Consider the following 17,173-nt stretch of genomic DNA (forward strand, 5'->3'; position numbering starts at 1 on the left):
GCACCCGGTTCCGCTGACTGGACGGGGTGCACGGCACCGGGGGGTGTGCGGACCGGCGCCCGTGGAGGTCAGAAACCTCCGAAGTCGCCGCCGCCCCCGAAGTCGCCACCGCCGCCGAAGTCGCCACCACCGCCGAAGTCGCCCCCGGCATCGCCGCCCATGTCGCCGCCACCGTCACCCGTGTCGCCGCCCATGTCGCCGCCGTCGCTCATGTCGGTCCCGTCGCCCTCACCGCTGGCGAAGTTGTCCGCCCCGTAGCCCACGCCGGCCATCCCGGAGAACATCGCGGAGAACAGGAACATGGATCCCATGCCCCACGCGCCGGCCACGAGGGCGGGCTTCCACCACGGCTCGGAGTACCAGCCCGCAGGGACGGGGCGACCCGCCACGCGTCCGCCGGGGTAGTAGTTCGGCGTCTTCTCGGACGGTCCGGGGCTCGCGGTCACGGCCCGACCCTCGTAGTCGACGGTGCGTTCCTCGGTGACCTCGCCCGCGGACTTCTGTCCGTCGATGGTGGGGACCTCGGGTCCGGGGTCCATGCCCATCGCCAGCCGGGCAGCGCGGATGTAGTAGAGCCCTTCCAGCGCAGTCTGTTTCGCCAGACGCGCCTGGGTGGGGGACTGCGCCTGATCGATCTGTGAGCCCGCGGCCGTGTAGCGCTCGGACGCGTCGGCCAGAGCCTGCTTGGAGGCAGTGTCCGAGCCCACCAGGTTGTACACCTGGCCGCCGAGGCGCTCGATGGCCTGACGCGCGTCGGCCTTGGCGTCGTCGAGCGACTCGAGACTCCGTCGGCCGGACCTGCGCTGGGACGCGACGACGACGCCGACGACCAGAGCCACGACGACGATGATCAGGAGCAGAGGTTCCATGGTCCCAGTGTACGGAGGGTCCGGTTCCGGTCGCGGATCACGACGCGGGGCGCAGCGACTCTCGACCGTTGCTCCACGCGTCCATGAGATGGTCCGCCAGGACGTTCTCGACGTGGTCGATGGCGCGCATCCCGAAGACGACGTCCGCCTCGAGTTCCGGTTCGCGCGCGATGAGGTCGCCCACCACGTCGTGTCGCATGACCTGCTCGTGCACCGCGTCCGCCTCGACGTGCTCGGCGTAGAACGCGACGCACTCGGCCGGGAACTCCAACCGCTGCAACGCTTTCACCAGCCGCTGCGATCCGGGTGAGGAGGTGATCTCGGTCGCGGCGAGGTGTCCGACGGCGGCACCCCGCAGCGATCGGTGCAGACCGAACATCGACATCAGGTTGACCGGTGCGAGGGTCGGTGCACCCACCCGGTCGAGGTAACCGAGGTAGTTCGCGTCGAGTCCCGCCGCTGCCAGGAGGTCGCGAAAGAGGTTCTGGTGCATCCGGCTTCCGCGCCCGCCGCCGAACTCGTCGAACTCGACGGCGACGTAGGAGGCCTTGGCCTGACCCTGCAGCCGCGGGATCGTCCACGCGTGGGGGTCGGCCTCCTTGAGGTGGTACAGCGACCGGTGCGCGAGGTACTCCCGCATCTGCTCGGCGGTGCCGGTGTCGCGGAGGTGGAAGGACGGGCCGGACCCGTCGACGTGCTCCGTCGACAACAGGTCCATCTCGTCGGCCGCCGAGCCGCCCACCGTCACGTGCGCACGGACGTCGGCGAGGAAGGCGCTCTCCATCTCGGCACGCAGACGCAGGAGGTCGGGATTCCACTCCCAGGCGTCGTCCACACCGGGGAGCCCGCGGTAGTGCAGTTCGTAGCAGAGGTACAACGCGAGATGAAGGTCGTCGCCGTAGGGATCGGCGTCCGTGACGGGGGCGACGACGCTGCCCGCGTCCGACGGGGACTGCACGAGTGCGGACAGGACGGCGGAGGACAGCGGCCCACGCGCCGTCGGCAGCGCGGCTGCGGTCGGCGGGGTCGAGGTGGTCGGGGTGTCGTTCAGCATCGCGGTCACCTCGTCCGACTACCCGTTTCGACCGTGTCCGAACATGCGTGGCGGTTGCTGGGGTCCGAAGACGGGCAGCGGACCCGATCCGGGTTCGGTCGGTACGGGCGTGGTGCGGCGGAGCAACAGGGTGGCCGCGTCGAGCACCAGTTCGCGGTCGTACGTCAGGCGGTAGTCCAAGACCGGGTCCGAGTCGGTCGATCCGCCGCCGTCCGCTTCGGCTCCGATGACGGCAGCGGTGAAGTGCGGGCTCACGACGATCACCGACAGTTCCCGCAACAGCGGGTCCGCGGCGGGCAGTCTCATGGTGTGCAGGCCGGGCACCGGCGGTGTGGTCGCGGCGCCGCCTCGTCCGAACAGGGCGACGAGCGTCCCGGACGCGGCGAGGTGCGCGGCCTGATGCATCTGCTCGGCGGACACCTCGAACGAGTGCGGAACCGTGGCCAGCACGATGGTCGACGGTCCGGTGGCCGCCGCGTGGAGCGCGAACTGGTCGATGATCGTGGAGAGCAGGGACAGACGCCCGCGGCGGATGCCACCGGTGGCCGCGGCGAGTGCGAAGGGCGTCGGCGCGGACGGCATGCGGTGGGTGAGCCCGACGGCGAAGGGGGAGTCCGACGGCAGGTCGGCGGCGGTCGGGCCGGCGTGTGGCTCACGGCGCGGCAACGGAGCGGGCGTGCCGAAGAGCCAGCCCTGGCCGAGAGCAGCGCCCATCTCACGCGCGAGATGCAGGTGTTCCTCGGTCTCGATGCCCTCGGCGAGGACCACCGCGCCCGTGCGGTCGGACTCCGCCGAGACCGCCGCGAGCACCCGCGCGGTGTCCGCCGTCGCCCGCTGCTGGGTGAACGTCATGTCCAGCTTGATGATGTCGGGCCGCAGGAACGGCAGCAGGGCCAGGCTCGCCGTCTCGGCTCCCACGTCGTCCACCGCCACGAGCCACCGTCGGTCGCGCACTCGTTCCACTGCCTCGAGCAGCGATGCGGGGTCGGCGAGCAGGTCACGTTCGGTGATCTCCACGACCACCGACAGTCGCGACGCCTCGGCGAGCAGAGCGGCCACCCCCGCGGGAGGCGCGAGGTTCATCGCGCTGGGTTCCATGTTGACGAACAACTGCAACCCGGTCGGCAGATTGGCCTCCAGCGCCCCTCGAAGCGCACTGACTCGGCACATCCAGTCCAGCTGACCGACGGTCCCGTGCGCACGCGCCGACTCGAACAGTGCGGCGGGTGACTCCCAGGGTGTGCCGACGGGGCCGCGGGCGAGGGCCTCGTAGCCGACCAGCGCACGCGTCGAGAGGTCGACGACGGGTTGGTAGAGGGAGTGGACCGTCAGGCCTGCGGGGATCTCTTCCACGCCCGGTCCTCTCGTCGGCGGACCGAGTCCGCGTGCCTGCAGCATCTGAAACAGTAGGCCGATCACCCCTCGCGAGGGCGAGGACGGATCAGACGGGCGACGGCACGACGGTGACAGGGACGTCCACCGAGTGCATCACGGCTCGGCTGGTCGATCCCAGCAGAAGCGAGGTGAATCCACCCCGCCCGCGGCGACCCACGACGACGAGGTCCGCCTCGGCCGATCTGGCCACGAGTTCCCGCACCGGCCGGTCCTGGACCACCACGCGCTCCACCTCGACGCCGGGGTAGTCCTGCGACCACCCGGCCATCGTCTCCGCGAGGACGGCCTCCTCGTCCTCGGCAGACCGACCGCGGCCGCCGGGAACGTCGATGTCGCTCCACGCGTGCACGGCGATCAGCGATGCCCCGCGTGACGAGGCGATCTCGAACGCCCAGCGGACGGCGGGCACGCTGTTGTCCGTGCCGTCGACGCCGACGACGACGGCGTGTCCCGTGCCCTCGTTCGGCGGCGTGTCCAGAGGCACCACGGTGACGGCGCACGAGGCGTGTGTCGCCACCGCCGTGCTCACCGACGCGGAGAGTCCTCCGGTGAACTCGCCGAGCCCCCGCGTCCCCACGACAATCATCGCGGCGTCCGTCGATCGTTCGACCAGTACTCCGGCGGGGGTGCCGTAGTGGGTCTCGGTGGAGACCGACACGTCGGCCGCCACGGCCCGCGCCGCGTCCACTCCGTCGGCGAGAATGCGGTCGAGCGCACTCGCTGCAGTGTCGTCGACGTCCGCGAAGGCCGGCGCGGACACCGCCGTGACCAGCACGAGGGGCAGGCCGCGAGCGGTGCAGAGCCGCGTGGCCCATCGCACGGCGGCGAGCGCTGCGGACGATCCGTCGACTCCGACGACGACGGGGTGGGACACGGGCATGCAGGCCTCCAGCGGTTCGAACGGACGGTGCCGAGATGACCACAGTGTTCCCGACGCGAGGCGATGTCATGTCCGGAACAAGCAGTTGAGTCTGCAACGGCGTTACCTCGACGTGCTGTGAACGTTATCGGATCGTGATGCTCTGCACGCAGCCTCGTCACTCTGGCGGGCGAATCTTAGGCAGACGCCGAGGAACGAGATCGACGCACACGAACCGGGAGACACAGCAATGACCGCACACGGACTCGACACCCACTTCTCTTTCGACGCTGCCGATCTCACCGTCCTCGAATACGAACGCGGCGACGTCGCCGTGGTGTCGGTCGGCGGCGAGATCGACATGAGCACCACGCCCGAACTCCGCGAGGTCCTGGCACGCGTGGCTGCTCGTGGCCACGAGGACGTGGTTCTCGACCTGTCGGACGTCACCTTCCTGGGCAGCGCCGGCGCCGTCCTTCTCCTCGGCGCGGCATCCTCGCTGTCGGTCCGTCCGATGGTGCTGGTGGCCACCGACCCCGCAGTGCGGCGCCCGCTCGAGCTCCTCGGTGTCTGCTCGCCGATCACCGTGTGCGGAAGCATCTTCGAGGCCGTGTCGCTGGTCAGCTCGGCGCGCGACGGCGCCGGAGTCCTGTCCGACGCCGGCTGACCCCCTCGAACGCAGGAGAGCCCCCCGATTCGGTGAATCGGGGGGCTCTCGCGTTAGCGGAGCGGGCGACGGGAATCGAACCCGCGTAATCAGTTTGGAAGACTGAGGCTCTACCATTGAGCTACGCCCGCATGCCTGCGGCGGTGCTGGGATCGCCAGCTCCTGCCGCCTGCGTTGAGGAACTGTACCGAACGTCGCGCGCGATCGAGAAATCGGCCCGCCGTCGGCGCCTCCGCGGTACCGCCGTAGGATCGTCGGCGCACGTCGCTGTGGCCTTGCCGGTGCGAATCGCCACGATCGAGGGTGACGGCGTGCACGAGGAACGGGATGTGGCGCAGCTTGGTAGCGCATCCGCTTTGGGAGCGGAGGGTCGCAGGTTCGAATCCTGTCATCCCGACAGACGTCGGTCGCCGCGATCGAATGGTCCAGATCCACCTTCCCACCGGAACCACCCCGCACCACCACAGTCCGACACCGAGTCACTGCAGTCGAGCAGATGAAGGAGCACGTTCGTGAAGAGCACTGTCGAGCAGCTGAGCCCGACGCGAGTCCGTATCAACGTCGAGGTGCCCTTCGAGGAGCTGAAGCCTGATTTCGACCGCGCCTACAAGACGCTCGCGCAGCAGATCCGCCTGCCCGGGTTCCGGCCCGGCAAGGCGCCCGCGAAGCTTCTCGAGGCACGCGTCGGCCGCGCGAACGTCCTGAACCAGGTGGTCAACGACGCGTTGCCCGCCAAGTACAACGACGCGCTCAGCTCGACCGAGCTGAAGCCCCTCGGCCAGCCGGACATCGAGATCACCAAGCTCGAGGACGGCGAGGAGATCGTCTTCACCGCCGAGGTCGACGTGCGTCCCGAGATCACGCTGCCCGACTTCTCGAGCGTCACCGTCACCGTCGACCCGGTCGAGATCACCGACGAGGCCGTCGACGAGCAGCTGCTCTCGCTGCGTCAGCGTTTCGGCACCCTCACCGGTGTCGAGCGCGCTGCGCAGACCGGCGACTTCGTCTCCATCGACCTGTCGGCCACGGTCGACGGGGAGGACGTCGCGGAGGCCTCGACCGAGGGCCTGTCCCACGAGGTCGGCTCCGGCCAGCTGATCGAGGGTCTCGACGACGCGATCGTCGGCTTGTCCGTGGGTGACTCCAAGGAGTTCCCGACGACGCTGCTCGCCGGTGAGCACGCCGGCCGGGAAGCGCAGGTCACCGTCACGGTGAAGTCGGTGAAGGAGCGCGAGCTGCCCGAGCCCGACGACGAGTTCGCCCAGCTGGCGAGCCAGTTCGACACGTTCGACGAGCTGATGGCCGATCTGCGCGAGCGCGTGGCCCGCGTCAAGAAGGTCGAGCAGGCCGGACAGATCCGCGACAAGGTGCTCGAGGCTCTGCTCGAGTCCGTCGAGGTCCCGGTTCCCGAGGCCTTCGTCAAGGCCGAGGTCGATTCCGCGCTGCACGACGCGATCCATCCTCTCGACCACGACGAGGACAAGCTTGCGCAGCAGCTCGAGGCCGCAGGCTCCTCGCGCGAGGAGTTCGACACGAACGCGCGTGAGAGTGCCGAGAAGTCCGTGCGCACCCAGCTGTTGCTCGACACCATCGCCGACGCCGAGTCGGTCCAGGTCGGACAGGAAGAGCTGACCCAGAACATCGTCTTCCAGGCGCAGCGGTACGGCATCGCGCCGGAGGAGTTCATCCAGCAGGTCCAGCAGGCCAACCAGCTGCCCGCACTGTTCGCCGACATCCGTCGCAGCAAGGCGCTCGCCGCGATCGTCGATCGCGTCTCCGTGACCGACACCGCCGGTGCGAGCGTCGACACCAAGGAGCTCTTCGGAGATCCCGAGGACGAGGCCACCGACGAGACCGAGTCGGCGGAGATCGAGTCGTCCACGGACGAGTCGGCTGCGGACGATTCGTCTGCGGGCGAACAGCAGAAGTAACGCTCACAGCGAACGACGGCGGTTCCGGGACTCCGGGGCCGCCGTCCTTCGTTAGTGTCGGTGACAGAGAACGTGAGCGTTCCGTCCACAGGGAACGTTCGCGCTCACGGCGAGAAACTCGTTCAGGCGAGACCACATCGAGCACGAGAAGGCAGGTACCGTGACCACCACGAACCCGGCGACCAACACCGACCAGGCAGGGCCGTCCCGTCAGGCAGGGTCGATCGTGACCGCTCCGGCCATGACGTCCGCGACCGCCGGACTCAACCTCAGCGACTCCGTCTACGAGCGTCTGCTCCGTGAGCGCATCATCTTCCTCGGCACGCAGGTCGACGACGACATCGCGAACAAGCTGTGCGCCCAGATCCTCCTGCTCTCGGCAGAGGACCCCACTCGCGACATCGCGCTCTACATCAACTCGCCCGGCGGTTCCGTCTCGGCCGGCATGGCGATCTACGACACGATGAACTTCGCCGAGTGCGACGTCGCGACCTACGCGATGGGCCTGGCGGCGTCGATGGGCCAGTTCCTGCTCACCGCCGGGACCAAGGGCAAGCGCTACGCCCTGCCGCACGCCCGCATCATGATGCACCAGCCGTCCGCCGGAATCGGTGGCAGCGCGGCGGACATCGCCATCATGGCCGAGCAGTTCGCCCTCACCAAGCGCGAGATGGCTGAACTGATCGCACAGCACACCGGCCAGTCGTTCGAGCAGGTCACCGAGGACTCCGACCGCGACCGGTGGTTCACGGCGCAGCAGGCCCTGGAGTACGGCATGGTCGATCACGTCATCACACGCGCCGAGCAGGCCGGCGGCACCAGCGGAGCCGACAACTGATCGGACCGGACAGCGCAGCGCGCGACGCGCTCGCTCCTGTCGGTCGTCCGATCTCTTCACCCACACCCTTGGAGTACTGATGTCCCAGCTCTTCGATCCCCGTTCTCTCCCCGGCTCCAGCTCGCCCGCCGGGCCCGATTCCCGCTACATCCTCCCGTCCTTCGTCGAGCACTCCAGCTACGGCGTCAAGGAGTCGAACCCGTACAACAAGCTCTTCGAGGAGCGCATCATCTTCCTCGGCGTGCAGGTCGACGACGCCTCGGCGAACGACATCATGGCGCAGCTGCTCGTGCTCGAGGGTCTCGATCCCGACCGCGACATCACGATGTACATCAACTCGCCCGGTGGCTCGTTCACGTCGCTGATGGCGATCTACGACACGATGCAGTACGTGCGCGCCGATGTCGCGACCGTCTGCCTCGGTCAGGCCGCGTCGGCCGCCGCCGTGCTGCTCGCAGCGGGTGCCCCCGGCAAGCGTGCGGCACTGCCGAACGCTCGCGTCCTCATCCACCAGCCGTCCACCGGCGGTGTGCAGGGCCAGGTGTCGGACCTCGAGATCCAGGCTCGGGAGATCGAGCGCATGCGTCGTCTGATGGAGACCACCCTCGGTCGCCACACCGGCAAGGACGCCGACGTCATCCGCAAGGACACCGATCGCGACAAGATCCTCACGGCCGAGGAGGCCAAGGACTACGGGATCATCGACACCGTCTTCGAATACCGCAAGCTCTCCGCACGCAAGTGACGCCGGCCGGCCGGAGGCCGCTCCCGACACGCCCGGACGACGGGTCGTGGACGGGTGGCTCCGGCCGGTTCCGAGCCCCCGGACTGCATCGATTCACCCACGTCCGAGGGGGTGCGACGCCGCTCCGACATGCCTGCTCGGGTTGCGTCAGAAGTCGACCTCCGACCGCGAAGGCGGGTACGGTCGCACGCAGAGATTCTCTTTCACTAGTGAGGACTAACGCTCATGGCACGCATCGGTGACGGTGGTGATCTGCTCAAGTGCTCTTTCTGCGGAAAGAGCCAGAAGCAGGTCAAGAAGCTCATTGCCGGACCAGGTGTCTACATCTGTGACGAGTGCATCGATCTGTGCAACGAGATCATCGAGGAAGAACTGGCCGAGTCGAGCGAGGTCAAGCTCGACGAGTTGCCCAAGCCCGCGGAGATCCGCGACTTCCTGGAGAACTACGTCATCGGTCAGGACACGGCGAAGCGTCGTCTCGCCGTTGCGGTCTACAACCACTACAAGCGCATCCAGGCCGGCGACAAGGCCCGTGACGCCCGTGGTGAGACCGTGGAACTGGCCAAGTCCAACATCCTGATGCTCGGCCCCACCGGTTGCGGCAAGACCTACCTCGCGCAGACGCTGGCGAAGATGCTGAACGTCCCGTTCGCCATCGCCGACGCCACCGCGTTGACCGAGGCGGGGTACGTCGGTGAGGATGTCGAGAACATCCTCCTCAAGCTGATCCAAGCCGCGGACTACGACGTCAAGCGCGCCGAGACCGGCATCATCTACATCGACGAGGTCGACAAGATCGCTCGCAAGAGCGAGAACCCGTCGATCACGCGCGACGTCTCCGGCGAGGGTGTGCAGCAGGCCCTGCTCAAGATCCTCGAGGGCACGCAGGCCAGTGTCCCGCCGCAGGGTGGACGCAAGCACCCGCACCAGGAGTTCATCCAGATCGACACGACCAACGTCCTCTTCATCGTCGCCGGTGCCTTCGCCGGGCTCGAGAAGATCGTGTCGGACCGCATCGGCAAGCGCGGCCTCGGCTTCGGCGCCGAGGTCCACTCCAAGGCCGAGATCGACACGCAGGACCACTTCGCCGAGGTCATGCCCGAGGATCTGATCAAGTTCGGTCTGATTCCCGAGTTCATCGGTCGTCTGCCGGTCGTCGCGTCGGTCACGCATCTCGACAAGGAGTCCCTCGTGACCATCCTGTCGGAGCCGAAGAACGCTCTGGTGAAGCAGTACACGCGCCTGTTCGACATGGACGGTGTCGAATTGGAGTTCACCCCGGACGCGCTGGACGCGATGGCCGAGCAGGCCATCCATCGCGGCACGGGTGCTCGTGGACTGCGCGCGATCATGGAGGAAGTGCTCAACCCGGTCATGTTCGACATCCCCAGTCGTGACGACGTGGCGAAGGTGGTCGTGACGGCGGAGACCGTGAACGACAACGTGCTCCCCACCATCGTGCCGCGCAAGCCGGACCGGCCGGAACGGCGCGAGAAGAGCGCCTGACCCCCTCAGCTCGATCGAGAGCCCCGACGACCGATGGTCGCCGGGGCTCTCGTGCGTCGGGGCTCTGGAACGTCGGGGGTAGGGTCGCCGCCATGCGCGTCGCGATCACGTACTGCACCCAGTGTCAGTGGCTCCTGCGAGCCGGATGGATGGCGCAGGAACTGCTGCAGACTTTCGGATCCGACCTCACCGAGGTGGCGCTGATTCCCGGCACCGGCGGAGTCTTCCGCGTCGTGGTGGGGGAGTCCGTGGTGTGGGATCGCAAGGAGCGCGGCGGTTTTCCCGAGATCACCGTCCTGAAGCAACTCGTTCGAGACGAGGTCGACCCGGAGCGCGACCTCGGGCACGCGGACCGTCCCTAGACGCGCTCGAACACCGCCGCGAGTCCCTGGCCGCCGCCGATGCACATCGTCTCGAGGCCGTACCGCACGTCTCGTCGCACCATCTCGTGAGCGAGGGTGGTCAGGATGCGTGCGCCGGTCGCGCCGACCGGGTGGCCGAGGGAGATGCCCGAGCCGTGCGGGTTGAGCCGAGGGTCGGCGGGGTCCATCGACCATTCGGTCAGCACCGACAACACCTGGGCGGCGAACGCCTCGTTCAGTTCGACGACGTCCATGTCGTCGAGGGTGAGGCCGAGCCGGCCGAGAACGGCGGCCGTCGCCGGGACCGGGCCGATGCCCATCGTCGCCGGCGCGACACCGGCCACCGCCCATCCGGCGAGTCGGACCAGGGGTGTCAGCCCCAGCGCTGCGGCCCTGTCCGCCGTGGTGACGAGGCAGAGCGCGGCGCCGTCGTTCTGGCCGCTGGCGTTGCCGGCGGTGACCGTCGATTCCGGATCGATCGTTCCGCGGATCGGGCGGAGCCGGGACAGCGACTCGAGGGTGGTGTCGGCTCGGGGATGCTCGTCGTCGGTGACGACGACGGGATCGCCCCTGCGCCGAGGCACCGTGACGGGCACGATCTCCTCGGCGAAGACGCCGCTCCGTTGCGCCGCGACGGCGCGCTGGTGGGACTGCACCGCGAAGGCGTCCTGGTCGGCGCGTGGCACACCGTACTGCTCGCGGAGGTTCTCGGCCGTCTCGATCATCCCACCGGGCACGGGAAAGTGTGTGCCGCCGGCCGTGATCCGGGCCCGTGCGAGCCTGTCCTGGAGGGGCACGGAGTCGGCGCCGACGCCCCACCGCACACCGTCGGTGTAGAACTCGGTGGAGCTCATCGACTCCACGCCGCCCGCGAGCACGACGTCGCTCACGCCCGTGGAGACCTGCATGCAGGCGTCGAGAACGGCCTGCAGCCCGGACCCGCAGCGGCGGTCGACCTGGCGGCCGGGGACGCCGATGCCGAGCCCCGCATCGAGTGCGGCGACGCGTCCGATCGCCGGTGCCTCGCCGTTCGGTGCGCCCTGCCCGAGGATCACGTCGTCGATGTCGGCGCCGGACAGCCCGGTGCGCGAGAGGATCTCGATGATCACGGCAGACGCGAGGTCCGCTGCGGGAACGGTCTTCAGGGCCCCGCCGAAGCGGCCCACGGGGGTGCGCAGCGGAGCGCAGATGACGGCGTCGAGCATGGCGTGGTCTCGTCTCGTGTGTCGGTGGTCGGGTGGGGGGAGAGGTCAGGAGGTGCGGGCTGCGTCCGACCGCGACGCGACGCGGGCGAGATCGGCGTCGATGGCGGCCGCGGTGCTCAGCAGCGCCGGCACGACGGTGGTTCTCAACTCGTCGAGCGAGTAGCGCGCCGCGGGAGTGCTGATGTTGACCGCGGCGGTGACGGCGCCGCCGTGCCCGTGCAGCGGCGCGGCGATCGAGCGGAGTCCGATCTCGAGTTCCTGGTCGACGATGCAGAAGCCCTGTGTCCGAACGAGATCGAGTTCGGCGCGCAGGCTCGACTCCGTCGTCACCGTCCGTCCCGTGAGGTCGCGGAGGTCGGTGCGCGCGAGAAGGTTCGCGAGAGCGTTCTCGTCGACACCGGCCCACAGGACTCTGCCCATCGAGGTGGCGTAGGCGGGGAAACGGGTGCCGATGGTGATGGACACGGTCATGATGCGACTCACCGGGACCCGGGCGACGTAGACGACGTCGAGGTCGTCCAGGACGGACACCGACGAGGACTCGTGCACGCGCGCGGTCAAGGCCTCGAGATGCGGTCCGGCGATCTCGGGGAGCGAGAGCGACGAGAGGTACGAGTAGCCGAGATCGAGGACCCTCGGAGTCGGCGCGAAGGTGGTGCCGTCGGTGCGGACGTACCCGAGTTCGACCAGGGTGAGCAGGAAGCGACGGGCCGTGGCGCGGGTGAGATCGGTGGCTCGGGCGACCTCGGACAGCGTGCGACGGGGATGGTCCGCGTCGAAGGCCCGGATCACCGCGAGTCCGCGGGCGAGGGACTGCACGTGATCCGCGGCGGCAGCGCGGGTCTGCGGCGGTGCGGGCTCGGTCATGGGGTCCTCTCCTCGTCGGCTCGGATGCGCGTGTCTCATTGAAGCACAGTGTTCGCATGGCGGACTTCTGTTCACTTGTCGAACAGTGCGTTAGGGTCACGGTCATGATGAACAAGGTGGTGGCCTCGGCCGCCGAGGCGGTGGCCGACATCCCGAGCGGATCGTCGATCGCGGTGGGCGGATTCGGTCTGGTCGGTGTGCCGGAGCTGTTGATCGCTGCACTGCTCGATCAGGGTGCGACCGATCTCGAGACCATCAGCAACAACTGCGGGACCGACGGCTTCGGGTTGGGAATCCTGTTGGAGCAGGGCCGGATCCGCAGGACCGTCAGCTCGTACGTCGGGTCGAACAAGGAGTTCGCCCGCCAGTACCTCGGCGGTGAACTCGAAGTGGAGCTGACACCGCAGGGCACGCTCGCCGAGCGGCTGCGAGCGGGCGGCGCCGGAGTCCCGGCCTTCTTCACCCCCGCGGGGGTGGGGACCCAGGTCGCCGAGGGCGGGCTGCCACAGCGGTACGACGGCGCCGGCGGGGTCGCTCTCGCCTCGGCCCCGAAGGAGACGCGCGAGTTCGACGGTGTCACCCATGTCCTCGAGCGCGGGATCGCCGCCGACTTCGCACTGGTGCACGCCTGGAAGGGTGATCGGTACGGCAATCTCGTCTACCGGGCCAGCGCCCGCAACTTCAATCCACCGGCAGCGGAGTCGGGGCGCATCACCATCGCCCAGGTGGAGCATCTGGTCGAGCCGGGGGAGCTGACGCCCGAGGACGTGCACACGCCCGGAATCCACGTTCAGCGCGTCGTCGTCGTCGGGCCCGTGACGGTCGGGATCGAGCGCAGGACGGTGCGGTCATGACCCCGACTCCGCGCACACGGGACGAGATGGCGGCACGGGTGGCCGCCGAACTCGAGGACGGGCAGTACGTGAACCTGGGCATCGGTATGCCCACGTTGATCCCGGCCCACATTCCCCCCGACAGGACCGTGATCCTGCACTCGGAGAACGGAGTTCTGGGCGTGGGCCCGTACCCCACCGAGGACGAACTCGATCCCGAGCTGATCAATGCCGGCAAGGAGACCGTCACCGTGCTCCCGGGGGCCTCGTTCTTCGACTCGGCACAGTCCTTCGGCATGATCCGCGGCGGCGCCGTGGACGTCGCCGTCCTCGGCGCGATGCAGGTGGACAGCCGCGGTGATCTCGCCAACTGGATGATCCCCGGCCACATGGTCAAGGGGATGGGCGGCGCGATGGACCTGGTCCACGGAGCGCGACGCGTCATCGTGATGATGGAACACGTCTCCCGCAGCGGGGAGCCCAAGATCGTCGAGAGGTGCACGCTCCCGCTCACCGGTCGCGGCTGCGTGCACCGCATCATCACCGATCTGGCGGTCCTCGACGTCACGGCGGACGGGCTCGAACTGATCGAGACCGCACCCGGTGTGGGGGTCGACGACGTCCTCGCGGCGACGGGCGCCGAGGTCCGCGTCCGGACGTAGCGTTACCGTTTCCTTCTCATGGTCGACTCACTCACCGACGGACTGAAGGTCCGCCACCTGACGATGATGGGCCTCGGCTCCGCGATCGGCGCCGGGCTGTTCCTGGGCACCGGCGCCGGCATCGCCGCCGCGGGACCCGCCGTCCTCCTGTCCTACGCCCTCGCCGGCTTCCTCGTGATCCTCGTCATGCGCATGCTCGGCGAGATGGCCGCCGCCTCGCCGTCGTCGGGATCGTTCTCGACCTACGCCGAGATGGCGTTCGGCCGCACCGCCGGCTTCGTCACCGGCTGGCTGTACTGGTTCACCCTCGTGATGGTCATGGGCGCCGAGATGACCGGCGCCGCAGCCTTCATGGGTGCATGGTTCGACGTGGATCCGTGGATCCCCGCCCTCGTGGCCATGGTCGTCTTCGCCGCGATCAACCTCGCGAAGGTGTCGAACTTCGGCGAGTTCGAGTTCTGGTTCGCCGCCATCAAGGTCACCGTCATCATCGGGTTCCTCGTCGTCGGGACGTTGCTGGTGTTCGGCCTGCTCCCCGGTTCGGCCCCTGTCGGCGCCGCCAACTTCACCGGTCTCGGTGGGTTCGCGCCCAATGGCGTCTCGGGCATCGCCGCGGGGCTGCTGGTCGTGGCGTTCGCCTTCGGCGGCATCGAGATCGTGACCATCGCGGCGGCCGAGTCGAAGGACCCGGCCCTGTCGGTGGGGCGCGCGGTGCGCAGCGTCGTGTGGCGCATCAGCGTCTTCTACCTCGGGTCGATCCTGGTGATCACGTTGCTGCTGCCGTGGAACCGTCTCGACGAGGCGCAGTCGGCCGCGGAGAGCCCGTTCACGCTGGTGCTGCAGCAGGCGAACCTCTCCGGGGTGGTCGGCTTCATGGAGGCCGTCATCGTGCTGTCACTGCTCAGTGCCTTCAACGCGCAGATCTACGCGACCAGCCGGATGATGTACTCGCTGGCGCTGCGGGAAGGCCGGAGGCCGGCCGGTGGTGGGCGGGAAGGCCGGAGGGGGCCGTTGGCGCGGGTGGATGCGTCGGGGGTCCCGCGTGCCGCGCTGCTCGTCTCGGTGTTCTTCGGCTTCGTGGCCGTGCTGCTGAACTATCTCGACCTCGACGGTCTGCTGACGTTCCTGCTCAACGCCGTGGGCGCGTCCCTGTTGGCGATCTGGGCGGTGACGGTGGCGTCGCAGCTACGACTACGAAGCCGTCTGGAGGCGGCAGGTCCACTGCCCGTTCGCATGTGGGCGTTCCCGTACCTCAGCTGGGTGGCGCTCGCGCTCCTCGTGGGCCTGACCGTGCTCATGCTGACGGACGCGTCGTCCCGTCGTCAGGTACTCGCCACCCTCGCGGTGCTCGTGCTGTTGACCGTCGTCGGTCTGATCACCGGGCGTCGTCGGGCGGCGGCTCGCTGATCACACGGTGGGCGTGGGTGTAGACGTTCATACCGTCTCCGCGGAGGAAGCCGACGACAGTCAGGCCGGACTCGTCGGCGAGGTCGACGGCGAGCGACGACGGCGCGGACACCGCGGCGAGGATCGGGATCCCGGCCATGACGGCCTTCTGCGCGAGCTCGAAGGATGCGCGTCCGCTGACCATGAGCACCGTTCCCGTGAGGGGAACCCGTCCTTCGAGCACCGCCCACCCGATCACCTTGTCCACGGCGTTGTGTCGGCCTACGTCCTCCCGCACCGCGAGAAGCGTGCCATCCGTGTCGAAGAGCGCGGCCGCGTGCAGCCCGCCCGTGGACGCGAAGATGCGCTGGTGCTCGCGGAGGGTGTCCGGGAGCGTGGTCAGGACGGTCGTCGTGACTGTCGCGCCGTCGGCTCCGGGGGAGTGGCGGGTCTTGAGCCGCACCGCATCGAGTGACGCCTTGCCGCAGACGCCGCAGGACGACGTCGTGTAGAAGTTCCGTTCGACCCCGGGGTCGGGTGGTGGGACGTGCGGTGCCAGAGCGAGATCGAGCACGTTGTAGGTGTTGAGCCCCTCGTCGTCGACACCGTCGCAGTACCGTGCGGCCAGAATGTCGTCGCGGCCGCCGATGACGCCCTCGGTGGCGAGGAACCCGTGCGCGAGTTCGACGTCGTGTCCGGGCGTACGCATGGTGACGGCCAACGCCTTGCCGCCGACGCGTAACTCCAACGGTTCCTCGGCGACCACGGTGTCGGGCCGTGACGAGCGGTGCGGTCCGCGGATGCGGACGACCGGTCGGCGGACGGTGGCGCGGCCCATCAGTGGTGGCTCTCGTGCGACGTGCTCATCACTCCATAGTGGACCCGCGTCGGCTCGGCGCGCGGACGGACCCGTGTCCGAGGCGGCGGTGCATAAGTTAGCCTTGCCTACACCAGGGGGGCTGGGTCCCCGCCGTCCATCGAAGGGACCACCTCACCATGGCCATGTCGGCCGGCGTCTCACGTCGTTCTTTCCTCCTCGGTGCCACCGGCGCGATCGTCGCGGTGGCCGCTGCGTGCAGCAGTTCCGACTCCGGCGGATCGCAGGACTCCGGCGCGACCGTGTCCACGAAGTACGGCGAGGTCAGCGTGCCGTCGGATCCGCAGCGCGTCGTCAGCGTCGGGTACAACGACCAGGACACCCTGCTCGCGCTGGGTGTCGTTCCGGTCGGAGTGTTCGACTGGTACGGCGACTACCCGTCCGCGACCTGGCCCTGGGCGCAGTCTGCGCTGGGGGGCGCCGCACCGGCGATCGTCGGGACCGCGTCCGAGGGCATCGACGTGGAGAAGGTGGCGTCGGCAGGCCCCGATCTCATCGTCGGTACCTATGCCGGTATCACGCAGTCGGAGTTCGACTCGCTGTCCCAGCTCGCCCCGACCGTCACCCAGCCGACCGGTTTCGTCGACTACGGCATTCCGTGGCGCGACCAGACCGCACTGCTCGGCCAGGCGCTCGGTCGGGCTGATCAGGCGAGCACGCTGATCACCGATCTCGAGCGCGAGTTCGCCGACACGGCTGCCGCCAACCCGTCGTTCGCCGGCAAGACGGTGCTGCTCGGAGCGCTGCAGGGGCCCGGACAGTTCGGTGTCTACGGCGCGCAGGACCCGAAGGTGCGCTTCCTCAACGAACTGGGCTTCGTGAATCCGCCGGTCGTCGACCAGGTGGGCGAGCGCAACTTCGCCACCGTGAGCACCGAGCAGTTGTCTCTCGCCGACGTCGACGTGCTCGTCTGGTACGCCGGTGGCGGCTTCGGTGACAAGCTTCGTGCCGAGCTGGCGGCCACTCCCGTCTACCAGCAGCTGTCCGCCGTCCAGGAGAATCGCGTGATCATTCTCGAGGACGAGGCGGCCGAGGCCATGGCGTGGAGCACCGTGCTCAGCCTGCCGTTCGCGTTGCAGGAGATCCCCGGTCGGCTGGCACCCCTCGTGCGCTGACA

At 68.8% G+C, this 17,173-nt stretch carries 17 protein-coding genes and 2 tRNA genes; 11 read left to right on the forward strand and 8 right to left on the reverse strand.

What is annotated here, in order from left to right; genetic code table 11:
- Nucleotides 1-68: 68 nt before the first annotated feature.
- From HQ308_RS16195 to HQ308_RS16210, 4 genes are all read right to left on the reverse strand, one after another.
- Nucleotides 69-869, reverse strand: coding sequence for a DUF1542 domain-containing protein (locus HQ308_RS16195; RefSeq protein ID WP_222647155.1), 801 nt, complete (start codon nucleotides 867-869; stop codon nucleotides 69-71).
- Nucleotides 870-906: 37 nt separating this feature from the next.
- Nucleotides 907-1,923 (reverse strand): iron-containing redox enzyme family protein, encoded by a 1,017-nt coding sequence (locus HQ308_RS16200; RefSeq protein WP_222647157.1) that lies wholly within the window; start codon nucleotides 1,921-1,923, stop codon nucleotides 907-909.
- An 18-nt stretch (nucleotides 1,924-1,941) separates the two neighbouring features.
- Nucleotides 1,942-3,276: an EAL domain-containing protein gene (locus HQ308_RS16205; protein ID WP_222647159.1), complete on the reverse strand. Its 1,335-nt coding sequence runs from the start codon at nucleotides 3,274-3,276 to the stop codon at nucleotides 1,942-1,944.
- 88 nt (nucleotides 3,277-3,364) lie between these two features.
- Complete coding sequence (locus tag HQ308_RS16210; protein WP_222647161.1) at nucleotides 3,365-4,198, reverse strand: universal stress protein; 834 nt, start codon at nucleotides 4,196-4,198, stop codon at nucleotides 3,365-3,367.
- Nucleotides 4,199-4,427: 229 nt separating this feature from the next.
- On the opposite strand from HQ308_RS16210, the gene HQ308_RS16215 reads away from it, so the two are divergent.
- A complete protein-coding gene (locus tag HQ308_RS16215; RefSeq protein WP_222647162.1) occupies nucleotides 4,428-4,844 on the forward strand; it encodes an STAS domain-containing protein in 417 nt (138 codons plus the stop codon).
- 60 nt (nucleotides 4,845-4,904) lie between these two features.
- Here HQ308_RS16215 and HQ308_RS16220 read toward each other — a convergent pair.
- Nucleotides 4,905-4,975, reverse strand: a tRNA-Gly gene (locus tag HQ308_RS16220).
- Nucleotides 4,976-5,167: 192 nt separating this feature from the next.
- On the opposite strand from HQ308_RS16220, the gene HQ308_RS16225 reads away from it, so the two are divergent.
- From HQ308_RS16225 to HQ308_RS16250, 6 genes are all read left to right on the forward strand, one after another.
- A tRNA-Pro gene (locus HQ308_RS16225) sits at nucleotides 5,168-5,241 on the forward strand.
- 115 nt (nucleotides 5,242-5,356) lie between these two features.
- Nucleotides 5,357-6,775 (forward strand): trigger factor, encoded by a 1,419-nt coding sequence (gene tig, locus HQ308_RS16230; RefSeq protein ID WP_056445908.1) that lies wholly within the window; start codon nucleotides 5,357-5,359, stop codon nucleotides 6,773-6,775.
- A gap of 241 nt (nucleotides 6,776-7,016) precedes the next feature.
- Nucleotides 7,017-7,613 (forward strand): ATP-dependent Clp protease proteolytic subunit, encoded by a 597-nt coding sequence (locus HQ308_RS16235; protein ID WP_051613384.1) that lies wholly within the window; start codon nucleotides 7,017-7,019, stop codon nucleotides 7,611-7,613.
- A gap of 79 nt (nucleotides 7,614-7,692) precedes the next feature.
- On the forward strand, nucleotides 7,693-8,358 hold the full coding sequence (locus HQ308_RS16240) for an ATP-dependent Clp protease proteolytic subunit (protein ID WP_027505653.1): 666 nt from the start codon (nucleotides 7,693-7,695) through the stop codon (nucleotides 8,356-8,358).
- A 225-nt stretch (nucleotides 8,359-8,583) separates the two neighbouring features.
- Nucleotides 8,584-9,864 carry an ATP-dependent Clp protease ATP-binding subunit ClpX gene (gene clpX / locus HQ308_RS16245; RefSeq protein ID WP_027505654.1) on the forward strand — a complete coding sequence of 427 codons (1,281 nt, stop codon included), beginning with the start codon at nucleotides 8,584-8,586 and terminating at the stop codon, nucleotides 9,862-9,864.
- A gap of 92 nt (nucleotides 9,865-9,956) precedes the next feature.
- Entirely contained in the window at nucleotides 9,957-10,226 is a 270-nt protein-coding gene (locus HQ308_RS16250; RefSeq protein ID WP_027505655.1) for a SelT/SelW/SelH family protein, read from the forward strand.
- On the opposite strand, the gene HQ308_RS16255 is transcribed toward HQ308_RS16250, so the two are convergent.
- Nucleotides 10,223-11,431 (reverse strand): acetyl-CoA C-acetyltransferase, encoded by a 1,209-nt coding sequence (locus tag HQ308_RS16255; protein WP_056445905.1) that lies wholly within the window; start codon nucleotides 11,429-11,431, stop codon nucleotides 10,223-10,225. The two genes, HQ308_RS16250 and HQ308_RS16255, sit on opposite strands and share 4 nt — an antisense overlap.
- 45 nt (nucleotides 11,432-11,476) lie before the next feature.
- The gene (locus HQ308_RS16260; RefSeq protein ID WP_222638453.1) at nucleotides 11,477-12,298 is read right to left on the reverse strand and encodes an IclR family transcriptional regulator C-terminal domain-containing protein; all 822 of its coding nucleotides are present in this window, start codon (nucleotides 12,296-12,298) and stop codon (nucleotides 11,477-11,479) included.
- 107 nt (nucleotides 12,299-12,405) lie between these two features.
- Between HQ308_RS16260 and HQ308_RS16265 the strand changes: the two genes are divergently transcribed.
- Genes HQ308_RS16265 through HQ308_RS16275 form a run of 3 tightly spaced genes read left to right on the forward strand, consistent with a single transcriptional unit; the run spans nucleotide 12,406 to nucleotide 15,200 of the window.
- Entirely contained in the window at nucleotides 12,406-13,152 is a 747-nt protein-coding gene (locus tag HQ308_RS16265; RefSeq protein ID WP_037185784.1) for a CoA transferase subunit A, read from the forward strand.
- Nucleotides 13,149-13,793, forward strand: a complete 645-nt coding sequence (locus tag HQ308_RS16270; RefSeq protein WP_056445900.1) for a CoA transferase subunit B — start codon at nucleotides 13,149-13,151, stop codon at nucleotides 13,791-13,793. The genes HQ308_RS16265 and HQ308_RS16270 overlap by 4 nt, the downstream gene beginning before the upstream one ends.
- Before the next feature lie 18 nt (nucleotides 13,794-13,811).
- A complete protein-coding gene (locus HQ308_RS16275) occupies nucleotides 13,812-15,200 on the forward strand; it encodes an amino acid permease (RefSeq protein WP_222647163.1) in 1,389 nt (462 codons plus the stop codon).
- Here the strand turns inward: HQ308_RS16275 and fdhD are convergent.
- Nucleotides 15,169-16,017 (reverse strand): formate dehydrogenase accessory sulfurtransferase FdhD, encoded by an 849-nt coding sequence (gene fdhD, locus HQ308_RS16280; protein WP_222630308.1) that lies wholly within the window; start codon nucleotides 16,015-16,017, stop codon nucleotides 15,169-15,171. The two genes, HQ308_RS16275 and fdhD, sit on opposite strands and share 32 nt — an antisense overlap.
- Before the next feature lie 164 nt (nucleotides 16,018-16,181).
- Here fdhD and HQ308_RS16285 point away from each other — a divergent pair, with 164 nt between their 5' ends.
- Nucleotides 16,182-17,171 carry an iron-siderophore ABC transporter substrate-binding protein gene (locus HQ308_RS16285; RefSeq protein WP_222631375.1) on the forward strand — a complete coding sequence of 330 codons (990 nt, stop codon included), beginning with the start codon at nucleotides 16,182-16,184 and terminating at the stop codon, nucleotides 17,169-17,171.
- Nucleotides 17,172-17,173: the final 2 nt, after the last annotated feature.

This window comes from Rhodococcus sp. BP-241, assembly GCF_019836145.1.
Taxonomy (GTDB): domain Bacteria; phylum Actinomycetota; class Actinomycetes; order Mycobacteriales; family Mycobacteriaceae; genus Rhodococcoides.

Coding starts and splice junctions, on each gene's coding strand:
- HQ308_RS16195 (WP_222647155.1), bottom strand. CDS start 869: ATGGAACCTCTGCTCCTGATCATCGTCGTCGTGGCTCTGGTCGTCGGC.
- HQ308_RS16250 (WP_027505655.1), top strand. CDS start 9,957: ATGCGCGTCGCGATCACGTACTGCACCCAGTGTCAGTGGCTCCTGCGA.
- HQ308_RS16270 (WP_056445900.1), top strand. CDS start 13,149: ATGACCCCGACTCCGCGCACACGGGACGAGATGGCGGCACGGGTGGCC.
- HQ308_RS16235 (WP_051613384.1), top strand. CDS start 7,017: ATGACGTCCGCGACCGCCGGACTCAACCTCAGCGACTCCGTCTACGAG.
- HQ308_RS16210 (WP_222647161.1), bottom strand. CDS start 4,198: ATGCCCGTGTCCCACCCCGTCGTCGTCGGAGTCGACGGATCGTCCGCA.
- fdhD (WP_222630308.1), bottom strand. CDS start 16,017: ATGGGCCGCGCCACCGTCCGCCGACCGGTCGTCCGCATCCGCGGACCG.
- clpX (WP_027505654.1), top strand. CDS start 8,584: ATGGCACGCATCGGTGACGGTGGTGATCTGCTCAAGTGCTCTTTCTGC.
- HQ308_RS16265 (WP_037185784.1), top strand. CDS start 12,406: ATGAACAAGGTGGTGGCCTCGGCCGCCGAGGCGGTGGCCGACATCCCG.
- HQ308_RS16200 (WP_222647157.1), bottom strand. CDS start 1,923: ATGCTGAACGACACCCCGACCACCTCGACCCCGCCGACCGCAGCCGCG.
- HQ308_RS16275 (WP_222647163.1), top strand. CDS start 13,812: ATGGTCGACTCACTCACCGACGGACTGAAGGTCCGCCACCTGACGATG.
- HQ308_RS16215 (WP_222647162.1), top strand. CDS start 4,428: ATGACCGCACACGGACTCGACACCCACTTCTCTTTCGACGCTGCCGAT.
- HQ308_RS16240 (WP_027505653.1), top strand. CDS start 7,693: ATGTCCCAGCTCTTCGATCCCCGTTCTCTCCCCGGCTCCAGCTCGCCC.
- HQ308_RS16260 (WP_222638453.1), bottom strand. CDS start 12,298: ATGACCGAGCCCGCACCGCCGCAGACCCGCGCTGCCGCCGCGGATCAC.
- HQ308_RS16285 (WP_222631375.1), top strand. CDS start 16,182: ATGTCGGCCGGCGTCTCACGTCGTTCTTTCCTCCTCGGTGCCACCGGC.
- HQ308_RS16255 (WP_056445905.1), bottom strand. CDS start 11,431: ATGCTCGACGCCGTCATCTGCGCTCCGCTGCGCACCCCCGTGGGCCGC.